The following is a 13,250-nucleotide window of genomic DNA, read 5'->3' as shown; positions in this document are numbered from 1 at the left end:
TGAAAAAGGAAAGTGGATAAAAAGCAAAGCAAGCCACATTGTTTAAACGCAATTGTTCAAATTAAAGCAATGAATTTGCTCCATTGCGTTCAAAGCACCGTCCTGTCCTATCGCAACGATGCGCATGGTTTTTAAAAGAAGGGAAGACCTTCGTTTTGGTCGCGGTGAATCTGCTTATTCAAGGCGGTTCAAAAAACTCAGTGCTTCATCAAGTTCAACCTGCGAAACGTTTGATTCTGCTGGTTCCTGTGCTTGCGAAGCATTCGTTGTGACAACCAGCAATTTCGCCTGCGGCAAAAAGCGGCCCATTACTTCTGACAAATGCGGCAGCGAAAACCGGTGCTTTTCGGGCAGGTAAGTAAGCAGGTAATCGGCCTTCTTTCCGCTAAACAAATCTTCCAGGTTTTGGATGGATACATCCGCACCGAGATACAAAACCCGGCGGCCTGTCTCTTTTAAAACAAAACAGAGATAAAGCAGCAGGAGGTCAAGCTGCGTGTCTTTTGGCAGAAACAGCCAGATTGCTTTTTTCTTTTTTGGCACCACGTCCAATCGCTCCAGGCTCCAATGAAGTTTTTGACGAATGGCCGTCACCGCAAGGTGTTCCTCGTTTGTTCGCCTTCCCCGGTAAAGCAAGTCCACTTTGTGTAAAAACGGATAAATAACGGCTTTTACTACCGTGCCCGAGGGCCAACCCAGAAAGCAATCGTTCAAGACCGCTTCAAAGCTTTCGGTATCCAGGCGATACATTGAAATGATGAGGGAATGAACGGCTTTTTGTTGCCGGCTGCCTTCGCTTTTCAAACCGTCAGCCCGTTGTTTCAACTGCAAAAGGCTCAATTGTGAAAGAGTGGAAATCCGCTGTCCGCTGTGGCTGATCAAAGCCAGCAGAAGAAGCTTTTCCATTTCGTCAACAGAATAATAGCGGTTGTTGCCCAAACCGCGTTGCGGGGAAACAACGGCGTGGCGAATTTCCCACACACGGAGAGTATGAGCCTTCAGTCCGGAAAGACGTGCTAATTCTTGAATGGAAAAGTTTTTCATGCCTGACATTGGAACAGGTCCAACATACGGCCAATGCGGCCGGCCGGTTGTGAAAGAAAAGTCAAAGGAATTTCATTTTACACGTAACAAAATTCGGTTTTGTCACAAGCTGGCAGGGCGATGAATCTTTTGCGGGGCGGACACTTCTTCTTCCGGCAAGGGTTTGACAAAAGCCGAAGATGCAAGACAAAGATCATTTTTCGGATGTTTAACGAGTGGCTGTAAAAAGCCGGGCAATGTCCTGGCTTTGCACTGAGTTGTGGAGGCAGAAAGATTTGCAACCCCTTAATCTGCCTGCTTTTTGTCTTCTTGCACGAAAGACCAAAACTGTTCGTTTCTTTGAATGAATAAACAAACCCTACGCCTTCGAAATGATTTTACTTGTTGACGACAAACAGGAAAATTTATACTCTTTAAAAACCCTGTTGCAATTGCATGCTTACGATGCGGACACGGCAGCTTCGGGAGAAGAGGCGTTGAAGAAAATTCTGAGGAACGATTACGCCCTTGTTATTTTGGACGTGCAAATGCCCGGCATGGATGGTTACGAAGTGGCCGAAACCATTACCGGCTACAGCAAAACAAAAAACATCCCCATCATTTTTCTTTCGGCGGTGAACATTGACAAGCGCTTCATTGCAAAAGGATACGCTTCCGGCGGGGTAGATTACATCACCAAACCTTTCGATCCCGATCTGCTTTTGCTAAAAGTAAAAACCTTTTGCAAGCTCTACGAGCAAACAAAGGCCCTGAAGACGATGCAGGAAACGCTGAAGGAAGAAATTGAAATTCGCAAGCAAACACAAAAAGCATTGGAAGAAGCAAACCTGCGGTTAGAGGACAAAGTAGAGGAGCGAACGAAAGCATTGTCGCAGGCAAACAAAGAGCTTGAAACAAGCAATGCGGAACTGCAACAATACGCTTCCGTAGCTTCGCACGACTTGCAGGAGCCGCTTCGCAAAATCATCACCTTTACCGGCGTGGTTCGCGAGAAATTCCTGGCCGGTCATTCCGAAGCGGAACCTTATATGAAAAAAGTAGCTTCGGCGGCGGAAAGAATGCGAAGCCTAATCAACGATTTGTTGAATTACTCAAAGCTTTCCTCTGCTGTGCATTTCAAGCCGGCAAACCTGAACCAAATACTGAACGAAACCCTTTCTGATCTGGAGCTTTCCATCCACGAAAAAGGCGCAAAAGTGACCGTGGAAGAACTGCCTTCGGCCGAAGTGATACCCGGCCAAATCAGGCAGGTGTTTCAAAACATCATTAGCAATTCGTTGAAGTTTTCAAAAATCAATACTTCGCCGGAGATAAAGATTTGGAGCGATCTGACGGCCAGCAAATCCTTCGACGCTCCGGCAAACTCAAAGGGGAAGTATTTGCGAATTTATATCCGCGACAACGGCATCGGCTTCAATGAACAATTTTTGGGCAAGGTGTTTACACTTTTTCAGCGGCTTCACGGCCGAAGCGAATACGAAGGCACCGGCATTGGCCTGGCCATCGTTAAAAAAATCATCGAAAAGCACAACGGCCTTGTGACGGCGAAAACAAAAGAGGGCGAAGGCGCCACCTTTATCGTACTGCTACCGTTGCAACAAAGCCTTGTTTCCGCACAACCCATCCTGCACCGATAAACTTTCCGTAAATGACGCTTTTTAAACGAAACTTACTGATAGGATATGGCCTGTCGCTGTTGCTGTTAATCGTCAGCGCCGTTGCCTCTTACATCAGCATTTCCAACTTGCTGTACAATCAGCAAGCGGTTACACATACACACGGCATCATCAACAAACTGGAAAACACCCTTTCGGTTTTAAAAGACGCCGAGACCGGCCAGCGCGGTTTTTTGCTGACCGGCAACGATGCGTTTTTGGAGCCGTACAACGGCGCACAGGAACGTGCCGCTTCTTTACTAAGCGATATAAGGCAAGCAACCGCTGACAATCCAAGCCAGCAAGTGGATTGCGATCTTTTACGACAGGTTATAACAAAGCGGCTTGTTATCCTGAACCAGTTGATTGATCAAAAGCGAAAAGGCGAAACCGTTACGGATGCTTCGCTGATTGCCGGCAAAGTGTACATGGACAGTGCCCGCAACATCGTAAAAAAAATGGTGAACCGCGAGCAAGCCTCGCTCGAAGCACGAACGGCCAGACTGAATCAGTTCACGTCTTCCACGCCCATCTTTATTGTTGTTGCTTCGCTGCTTGCTATTTTGGTTACGGTCATTTCTTTTTTGCGTGTGAACACCGATTTTGAGAAGAGGGCCCAATTGCAAAAAGAACTTCAGCAAAAGAATCACGAAGTTTCGGAGCGCATCCACATCATCGAAAACATTACGGCAAAAATTGCGGCCGGTAATTTTTCCACAAGAGTCACCGAAACAGAAAAAGAAAACCTCGGCGTGTTGGCAACTTCGCTGGATAAGATGGCCGAGTCGCTTGATTATTCATTTACCAACCTGGCCGACAAAGAATGGCAGCAAACCGGCATTGCCGAACTGAACGAAATGATGATTGGCGAAAAAAATTTGGAAGCGCTTACGTCCAGGGTACTTCAATATCTTGTTAACTATACCCGGTCGGCCGTGGGTGTTTTTTACCTGGCAACGGACGACCTTACGCTGCAAGTTTCGTCAAGCGTCAACCTGAACAGAACTCTTGCCAGAACGGAGATTCAATTTGGCGAAGGCCTTGCAGGCCAGTCGGCCTTAACCCACAAGCAAGTGCTTTTGCAGCCCGTTGACGAAGCGGAACTTGTCGTTGACTTTTCGGCCGGTTCGTTAAAACCCAAAGCCATCATTGCCGTACCGGTGATGTACGAAACGCGTTTCAAAGGCATCATTGAATTGGCCTCGCTGCACGATTACTCAAGCGTGGCGCAGGAGTTTTTGCGAACGGCGGTTTTCAACATCGGCATGGCCATTCACAGTGCCCGCGACCACCAGCGTTTGCAGGAGTTTTTGCACGAAACGCAAACACAATCCGAAGAATTGCAGGCACAACACAGCGAATTGGAAAACATCAACGCTGAACTGGAAGCGCAGGCCGAAAAGCTGCAATCTTCGGAAGAAGAACTGCGGGTGCAGCAGGAAGAATTGCAACAGGCCAATGCCGAACTGGAAGAACGCAGCCGCCTGCTGGAAGAAAAAAACGAAACCATTTTGGAACGCAACCTCGCCATTCAAAAAAAGGCCGAAGAGCTTGCGTTGAGCACCAAATACAAATCGGAATTTCTGGCCAACATGTCACACGAGCTAAGAACACCGCTCAATTCCATTCTGCTTCTTTCGCGGTTGCTTTCCGAAAATCACGCACAGAATTTATCCGCGGATCAAATAGAGTACGCCAACGTCATTCAAAGTTCAGGCAAAGGTTTGCTCACGCTGATTGACGAGATCCTTGACCTCTCCAAAATCGAATCGGGCAAAATGGAACTGGAGATAGGCGACGTGCGGCTGGAAAATTTGACGAGTGAACTGGAAGTTCTGTTTGCGCCACTGGCAAAAGACAAAGGAATTGGTTTTGTTGTGCAGGTTGACGGCGAGGTTCCCGCTGTTCTTGAAACTGATCATTTACGGGTTGAACAAATTCTGCGCAACCTTGTTTCCAACGCACTTAAGTTCACGAAAAAAGGTTCGGTGACGGTCACTGTTTCGAAACATGATAACGATCTTGCTTTTGCCGTGAAAGACACCGGCATCGGCATTGCCAAAGAAAAACAGCAAACTATTTTTGAAGCCTTTCAACAAGCCGATGGAAGCACCCGCAGGGAGTTTGGCGGCACGGGCCTTGGCCTTTCCATCAGCCGCGAGCTGGCGAAACTTTTGGGCGGCGAAATCAAGCTTCAAAGCGAAGAAGGAAAGGGCAGCGAATTCACACTACTTCTACCGTTGCAAAAAGAAGTTTTGCCGGCCACTACCGAAACAATGTTTGTAAAAGAAGAAGAGGGCCACGCCTTTTTTGCTGATAAAAAATACGTTACTGACCTGATTCCGGCGTCTGTTCCCGATGACCGCAAAAACATTGTTGCAAACGACAAGATTATTTTAATTATTGAAGACGATACTGGTTTTGCAAAATCGCTGCTTGATTACACACGCAGCCAAGGCTACAAAGGCATTGTAGCGGTAAGGGGTGACGAAGGAATTGAACTAGCAAAACAATTCAGGCCGCTTGGCATTTTGCTTGATGTGCAGCTTCCGGTAAAAAGCGGCTGGGACGTGATGGAAGAATTAAAATCCAACAAAACAACGCGGCCCATTCCCGTGCACATGATGTCGTCGCATGAGGTAAAAACAAAGAGCCTTTCAAAAGGCGCCGTTGATTTTATCAGCAAGCCGGTGGCATTTGAAAAGCTGGGCGAGATGTTTCAAAAAATTGAACAAGCCTTAAGCAAGCATCCGAAGAAAGTTTTGATTGTAGAAGAAAATCCCAAGCACGCCCAGGCGCTTGCTTATTTTTTAGAAAGCTATCACGTGAACGCCGAAATAAAGAACTCGGTGGACGAAGGCGTGCAGGCACTGAAAAGCAACGATGTAGATTGCGTCATCCTGGACATGGGCATTCCCGCACAACGTTCGTACGACGTGCTGGAAGACGTGAAGAAAACACCCGGTCTTGAACAGCTTCCCATCATTGTTTTTACCGGCAAGAATTTATCGCACGTCGAAGAAATGAAGATCAAGCAATACGCAGATTCCATCGTAGTGAAAACGGCGCATTCCTATCAACGCATACTGGACGAAGTGTCGTTGTTCCTTCACCTCATGGAAGAGAATAACAAGGAGCCGCGAACAGCGAAATACAAAAAGCTGGGCGAGTTGGGTGAAGTGTTGAAAGGGAAAACAGTTTTGGTAGCCGATGACGATGTGCGCAACATTTTTTCGATTACAAAATCATTGGAGAATTACGGCGTCAACGTGGTTTCAGCCATTGATGGAAAGGATGCGTTGAACCAATTGCAAGCGCATCCAAAAGTTGATCTTGTATTGATGGACATGATGATGCCCGAAATGGACGGCTATGAGTCCACAAGAAAAATTAGATCCTTGCCAAAGTACCGCAATCTTCCTGTGATTGCCGTGACGGCAAAAGCCATGACCGGCGACCGGGAAAAATGCATAGCCGCAGGCGCCTCGGATTATATTACCAAACCCGTTGACGTGGACCAGTTGACATCGTTATTGCGGGTATGGCTTTATCAGTGACGTGAGACGGCAGACGTGAAACGTGAAACCACAGTGAACTTTGGATTGAATGACTTTGCGGTTTCACGTTTCACCTTTCACGTCTCACAAAAACAACAACATGAGCAAAACAGTTCTCATCATAGACGATGACAGCCGCAACATTTTTGCGTTGTCGGCTGTTTTAAAAGCAAAGGGCTTTGTTACGCTTTCGGCTTCGGACATGACCGAAGCCTTTGGCCTTCTTCAAAGCACTGAAGTAGGCGTGATTTTGATGGACATGATGATGCCGGGCATGGATGGATACGAAGCCATTCCCCGCCTAAAAAACGAAAGCCGGTACAAGGACATTCCCGTTATTGCCGTAACGGCACAGGCAATGAGCGGCGACCGCGAAAAATGTCTTGCGGCCGGCGCTTCGGATTATGTGTCAAAGCCCGTGGATGTGGACAAGCTTGTGGGATTACTGAACGATTATTTGAAATGAGAACCGAACCAATCATTGTGAAGGATGAAGACCTGGACGTATTGCTCAACATGTTGTTTGAAAAATACGGCTACGATTTTACCAATTATGCAAAGGCTTCGCTGAAGCGCCGCGTAAACCGCCTGATGGTCATTGATCGTTTGCCCAGCTTTGCTGAACTGCTTTACAAAATCAAAGGAGAACCCGATTATTTGCCGCACGTGGTAGAACAAATTACGGTGAACGTCACCGAAATGTTTCGCGACCCGCTGACATTTAAAACCATCCGGGAAAAAGTACTGCCTATTCTTGCCACGCATCCCTTTATCCGTGTTTGGCACGCCGGCTGCGCCAGCGGCGAAGAGGTTTATTCGATGGCTATTTTGTTAGAAGAGGCTGGCCTCTTGCACAAATCTCTTCTTTACGCAACGGACTTGAATCCTTCGGTTATTGAAAACATTCAGAAAGGAATTTTTCCGTTGTCGCAGATGAAACAATTTTCCGAGAACTATATTTTATCCGGCGGAAAAAAACAATTCTCTGATTACTACACAGCCAAATACGATTGGGCAAAATTTGACGACAAGCTGAAGACAAAAATGATTGCGGCCACACACAACCTTGTATCCGACCGCTCGTTCAACGAGTTTCAAATCATCTTTTGCCGCAACGTGCTGATTTATTTCGACAAGGTTTTGCAGGACAAAGTGCTTAATCTTTTTGACGAGAGTTTGGAGAAGCTTGGTTTTTTGGTGTTGGGCGCAAAAGAAAATATCCGGTTTTCAAAAATGGCAAAAAATTACCTGCCGATCGGAAGGAATGAAAAGATATGGCGCAAGATGCTGTAAAATACAAGATGATCGTCATGGGTGGTTCGGCCGGAAGTCTTGACGCCATCCTCAAAATTGTTCCGGTTCTGCCGGTGCGTTCGAGTACTTCCTTTCTCATCGTCATTCACCGCAAAAACGAACCCGATTCGTTGCTCACGGAATTACTTTCGGCAAGAACAATCATGCCGGTAAAAGAAGTGGAAGACAAAGAACCCATTCTGCCCAATCATCTTTACGTGGCACCACCCGATTATCATTTGCTGATGGAAAACCAACATTGGTTCTCACTTGACAGCTCGGAAAAAATTCATTACAGCCGCCCAAGCATTGATGTGACGTTTGAATCGGTAGCAGAAACTTTTGGGCCTGCCTGCGTAGGTATTTTGCTTTCGGGTGCAAATGCCGACGGTGCCGAAGGCTTGAAAAAAATCAAAGGGCGCAAAGGTTTAACAGTCGTGCAAGATCCGGCCACGGCCGACGTACAGTACATGCCGCAAGCGGCCATTGACCTCTTTGCCGTTGACAAGGTGTTGGCGCCCGGCGCAATTGCCGGCTTGATTGGAACGCTGATTGGTTAAGACATCCCGTTTTCAAAGCAGCACACAGGAACACGAAACAAACCGTAGGCATCAAATATTTTTGAATGAATAAAAGCCCGCTAAAAATTGGTTTATTCGGCATTGGCCTGGAAACCTATTGGCCGCAATTTTCCGGACTGAAAGAACGACTGGAAGGTTACCTGAACACGGTGCACGAAAAGCTTTCCGCCATTCATCCTTCGGTGGTTAATGCAGGATTGGTGGACAATGCCGATAAAGCATTTGCCGCCGGCAGACAATTCAAAACCGAAGACGTCGAACTTATTTTTTTGTACGTCACCACCTATGCTTTGTCCGCTACTGTGTTGCCGGTTGTGCAGCGGGCCAACGTACCGGTGATTGTTTTAAACCTTGCTCCCGAAGCGGCCATTGATTACGCCGCCTTCAACGCAATGACCGACCGCACAAAGATGACCGGCGAATGGCTGGCTTATTGTTCGGCATGTCCGGTTCCGGAGATTGCCAATGTGTTTCGCCGCACCGGCATAAAATTTCACCAAATCACCGGCATCTTACACAACGATCCGGAGTGCTGGAACGAAATAAAAGAATGGGTAGAAGCGGCAAAAGTTGCGCACATAATGTTCTACAATCGCCTGGGCTGCATGGGCCATTATTATTCAGGCATGTTGGACATTTACACCGACCTCACGCAACAGTACGCAAGTTTTGGCGGCCATATTGAACTCATCGAAGTGGAAGAATTAGCAAGCCTTCGCAAGGAGGTTACAAGCAATGAACGAGAAGACCGCCTGCGGGTTTTTTATGAAGCTTTCGATGTTCAGAAAGATTGCGCTGAAGAAGAATTAATGAAAGCTGCCGTTACTTCGGTTGCGCTGGATAAACTGGTGCAGCGGTACAAACTTGGCTCGATGGCTTATTACTACAAAGGCACGGGCAACCCCGATAACGAAGAAGCAATTGCTTCCATCATTTTAGGCAATTCGCTTTTAACGGCCAACGGTGTCCCCGTTGCGGGAGAATACGAAATCAAAAATGCGCAGGCCATGAAAATCATGGACAGTTTTGGCGCCGGTGGCTCCTTCACCGAATACTACGCGATGGATTTTGCGGATGATGTGGTGCTCATGGGACACGACGGCCCGGGCCACATTCGCATTGCCGAAGGCAAGCCGAAAGTGAGGCCGCTGGGTGTTTATCATGGCAAAGTTGGCAAGGGCGTTTCGGTGGAGATGTCGGTGAAGAACGGGCCGGTAACACTGCTTTCGGTAGTGGAAAAGGCCGGCGGATTATTTTTATTGATGGCCGAAGGTGAATCGGTGCCGGGCCCAATCCTGCAAATTGGAAACACGAACAGCCGCTATAAATTTCCAATTGGTGCAAGAAAGTTTGTGAACGATTGGAACAGTTATGGGCCTGCGCATCATTGCGCTGTGGGCGTTGGGCACATTGCTTCAAAAATTGAAAAGTTAGGAGCATTGCTCAACATGGAGGTGATAAAAGTTTGCTGATTTTTTTTAGCTAAATTTCCAAAACAGAATTTCTTTCACTTGTCGTGTTCTAAAATGTATGATTCGATGATCCTGTGCGGTAAAAGAAACCATCATGCATTTTGGAACACAACCCTTTCATCATCCATCAATGAACGTTTCGCTCATCAGAAAAAAAGCAAAGACGCAAGCAGAAACGGCGCTGATAAAGCCAGAGAAAGCAAACACACGGCTCCTGTCACTGGATGCCCTGCGCGGCTTTGATATGTTCTGGATTGTTTGCGGCGAAGGCATTGCGCACGGCATTGCATCGGTGGTGAAAGAAAAACACTCGCTTGTACAAAGCACCGTTGACTGGCAAATTAAGATGACCGGTGATTTGAGTTTTGTTGAACGGTTTTTTGTCACCATCAGCAACCAGTTGCACCATACCGTATGGAACGGCTTTACGTTTTACGACTTAATCTTTCCCTTGTTCATTTTCATTGCCGGTGTTTCCATGCCTTATTCGTTCGGAAAACAATTGGAACAGCCCGGCGCAAATAAATCAATTGTTCGAAAAAAAATTTACCGGTCGCTTGTCAAGCGAACAATTGTACTCCTTCTTCTTGGCATGATGGTAAACGGTGCTTTGCAATTGAAAGGCTACGACGCCACACGCTTTGCCAGTGTGCTTGGCCGCATTGCGTTGAGTTGCTTTTTTGCTGCCGTCATTTATTTGAATTGCAGGTTGCGTACACAAATTCTGTGGTTTGTTTTTCTGCTGCTAGGTTATTGGGCGGCCATGATGTTGATTCCCGTGCCGGGCTTCGGAAGCGGTGTGCTTACGCCAGAAGGAAATCTTGAAGCTTACGTTGACCGCATTTTATTGCCGGGCAAATTGCACCGAAAGGTTTACGATCCCGAGGGTTTGTTGTCAACGATACCGGCCATCGGATCGGCGCTGCTGGGCGTTTTCGCCGGGCAGTTTTTGCGCAATCTTTCGAAGCATTGGAGGGGAATAAAAAAAGCAACGACTTTGTTTCTTGCAGGCCTAGTCTTGTTAGGCCTCGGCTTGTTGTGGAATGTTGTTTATCCCGTCAACAAAAACATGTGGACAAGTTCTTATGTGCTTTACGCCGGTGGATGGAGCGTTTTGTTATTTGCTCTTTTTTATTTCGTAATAGACGTTAATGATTATAAAAAATGGTGCATGCCGCTTGTGTGGATGGGCGCCAATTCAATTTTGATTTACGTGGCGGCACACGGTCTTGTAAATTTCGAACACAGTTCGCAATTTTTGTTCGGTGGTTTGATAAACATAACACCTGCCATTTGGCATTCGGCGCTGGTGTGGACGGGTGTTGCCGTCATACAATTTGCCCTGTTGTATTTTTTCTATCAAAAGAAATGGTTCTTAAAAGTGTAAACCAATTACCAACCTGAATGCAAACTCTTTTTCAATTGCTGCGTTTTGCCCTGTTTGCTTTTGTTTTGTTTGCTGCAAAGACTTCCTTTGCGCAACTCAACGTACCATCTTCTAAATCTTTGTTGCAACGAATCGTTCCCGCGCAGGCTTCGCAATTCATCATTGAGCCGTTGAGCGCAATAAACGGCAAAGATGTTTTTGAAATCGAAAGCCGCGGCAAAAAAATCGTTTTGCGCGGCAACAACGGCGTAGCGATTGCATCGGCACTTTATCATTACCTCGATGAATATTGTCATTGCCAGATAACATGGAACGGTGTGAATCTGGCCTTGCCAAAAACGCTTCCGCTTCCGGCAAAAAAAATCCGGCAGCAAACACCTTACAATTACCGCTACTATTTAAACTACTGCACCTTTAATTACAGCATGAGCTGGTGGGATTGGCCTCGCTGGGAAAAAGAAATTGATTGGATGGCCTTACACGGCATCAACCTGCCGTTGGCCATCACCGGCGAAGAATACACCTGGTACCTTGTTTACAAAGACATGGGTTTTACCGATGACGAGTTGAAAAATTTCTTCTGCGGTCCTTCTTACTTCGCCTGGTTTTGGATGGGCAATCTTGACGGCTGGGGCGGACCCTTGCCGCTTAGCTGGATGACATCGCACTTTGCTTTGCAAAAAAAGATTTTGGCCCGCGAACGTGAACTGGGCATGAAGCCGGTATTGCCGGCATTTACCGGACACGTACCCGTAGCTTTTCAAAAAAAGTTTCCGGCAGCAAAACTCAAGACTACAAACTGGAAAAGCGGTTTTGGCGATACCTACATTCTCGATGCGAACGATCCGTTGTTTGCAAGCATCGGCAAAAAATTTTTAGAGAAGCAAACAGTTATGTTGGGCACCGATCATTTTTATTCGGCCGATACATTTAATGAGAACGAACCGCCATCGGATGAACCTTCCTTTCTAACCAAACTTAGTGCAAGCGTTTACGAAGGCATGCGCAAATCCGATACGGCAGCGGTGTGGGTAATGCAGGGCTGGTTGTTTTTCAGCGACCGTAAATTTTGGAAAGAACCGCAAACCGAAGCCTTGCTGAAAGCTGTGCCCAACGACAAGATGATTATTCTGGATTTAGCAACAGAGATTGAACCCGTGTGGAAACGAACGGCTGCTTTTTACGGCAAGCCCTGGATATGGAACATGCTTAACAATTTTGGCGGCAACAACAATTTGTTTGGACGGATGGAGACCGCAGCAACCGAACCCGCCAAGGCGTTGCATGATGCGGGCAGCGGCAAGTTGCAAGGCATTGGTTTGACGATGGAAGCCATTGAACAGAACCCGGTGCTTTACGAACTGATGACGGCCAACACCTGGCGAAATGAAGTAATTGATTTGAACATTTGGTTGCCGCAATACCTTCGCAATCGCTACGGTATAAACAACAACGATGCACTAACCGCGTGGGAGATTTTAAACCGAACTGTTTATACCGTTCCTGCCGACAAATACATTCGCGACGGCGCAGAATCCATCTTGCAGAGCAGGCCAACCTTTGATTCGTTTACGCGTTGGACAAAAACAAAATTGAATTACAACGCAAAGGATTTGCTACCGGCATGGGATGCTTTGCTGAAGGCATCGGCAAGCTGCACAAACAGCGATGGCTACCAGTACGATCTTGTTGATTTAACGCGGCAGGTCTTGGCAAATTATGCCTTGCCCTTGCACCAAAAATTCGTTGCCGCTTACGCTGACAATAACCTCGCTGCGTTTGAAAACTACAGCCAGCAGTTTATTGATTTGATCGAAGACATGGACGAGTTGTTGGCTACGCGAAAAGAATTTTTGTTAGGTCCCTGGGTAGCCGCTGCACGAAGCTGGGGAAGAACGGTAAAAGAAAAAGCGCTGTACGAAATGAATGCGAAAGACCTCATCACGCTTTGGGGCAACAAGGATTGTCCGCTAAATGAATATTCCTGCAGGCAATGGAGTGGCTTACTCAATGATTTTTACAAACCGCGCTGGCAACAATTTTTTGCAAAGGCGAAGGAGGCATTGCGCAATAAGAAGAACCTGGATACAAATGCCTTTATCCATTCGATAAAAGAATGGGAGTGGAGTTGGGTGAATGAACGAAAAGATTACGCTCAACAAACACACGGTGATGCCATAATCGTCGCCAAAAAAATGTATGCGAAATACAGAAAGCTTATGGATGCAGACGTTTTCTAAAATAACAAGGAATACATTTCA

9 protein-coding genes are annotated in these 13,250 nt (G+C 46.8%); 8 read left to right on the top strand and 1 reads right to left on the bottom strand.

What is annotated here, in order from left to right; translation table 11 throughout:
* Positions 1-174 precede the first annotated feature (174 nt).
* Positions 175-1,044, bottom strand: a complete 870-nt coding sequence (locus FSB75_RS06990) for a MerR family transcriptional regulator (RefSeq protein WP_172623084.1) — start codon at positions 1,042-1,044, stop codon at positions 175-177.
* Between the two features lie 371 nt (positions 1,045-1,415).
* Between FSB75_RS06990 and FSB75_RS06985 the strand changes: the two genes are divergently transcribed.
* The 8 genes from FSB75_RS06985 (at position 1,416) to FSB75_RS06950 (ending at position 13,229) form a co-directional block, all read left to right on the top strand.
* Positions 1,416-2,681 carry a hybrid sensor histidine kinase/response regulator gene (locus tag FSB75_RS06985; protein ID WP_146784748.1) on the top strand — a complete coding sequence of 422 codons (1,266 nt, stop codon included), beginning with the start codon at positions 1,416-1,418 and terminating at the stop codon, positions 2,679-2,681.
* A gap of 11 nt (positions 2,682-2,692) precedes the next feature.
* Positions 2,693-6,256, top strand: coding sequence for a response regulator (locus FSB75_RS06980; RefSeq protein ID WP_146784745.1), 3,564 nt, complete (start codon positions 2,693-2,695; stop codon positions 6,254-6,256).
* A gap of 100 nt (positions 6,257-6,356) precedes the next feature.
* On the top strand, positions 6,357-6,722 hold the full coding sequence (locus FSB75_RS06975) for a response regulator (RefSeq protein ID WP_146784742.1): 366 nt from the start codon (positions 6,357-6,359) through the stop codon (positions 6,720-6,722).
* Positions 6,719-7,549, top strand: a complete 831-nt coding sequence (locus tag FSB75_RS06970; protein ID WP_172623083.1) for a CheR family methyltransferase — start codon at positions 6,719-6,721, stop codon at positions 7,547-7,549. Before FSB75_RS06975 ends, FSB75_RS06970 begins: the two co-directional genes overlap by 4 nt.
* Entirely contained in the window at positions 7,531-8,109 is a 579-nt protein-coding gene (locus tag FSB75_RS06965; RefSeq protein WP_146784739.1) for a chemotaxis protein CheB, read from the top strand. Before FSB75_RS06970 ends, FSB75_RS06965 begins: the two co-directional genes overlap by 19 nt.
* Before the next feature lie 65 nt (positions 8,110-8,174).
* The gene (locus FSB75_RS06960) at positions 8,175-9,602 is read left to right on the top strand and encodes an arabinose isomerase (RefSeq protein ID WP_146784736.1); all 1,428 of its coding nucleotides are present in this window, start codon (positions 8,175-8,177) and stop codon (positions 9,600-9,602) included.
* 94 nt (positions 9,603-9,696) lie between these two features.
* A complete protein-coding gene (locus tag FSB75_RS06955; RefSeq protein WP_227990816.1) occupies positions 9,697-10,989 on the top strand; it encodes an acyltransferase family protein in 1,293 nt (430 codons plus the stop codon).
* A gap of 17 nt (positions 10,990-11,006) precedes the next feature.
* Positions 11,007-13,229 (top strand): alpha-N-acetylglucosaminidase, encoded by a 2,223-nt coding sequence (locus tag FSB75_RS06950; RefSeq protein ID WP_146784733.1) that lies wholly within the window; start codon positions 11,007-11,009, stop codon positions 13,227-13,229.
* Positions 13,230-13,250 lie beyond the last annotated feature (21 nt).

Source organism: Flavisolibacter ginsenosidimutans (genome assembly GCF_007970805.1).
Lineage (GTDB): Bacteria > Bacteroidota > Bacteroidia > Chitinophagales > Chitinophagaceae > Flavisolibacter > Flavisolibacter ginsenosidimutans.
Note: the sequence above shows the minus strand (reverse complement) of the source record. Positions and strands in the feature narration are given on the sequence as shown.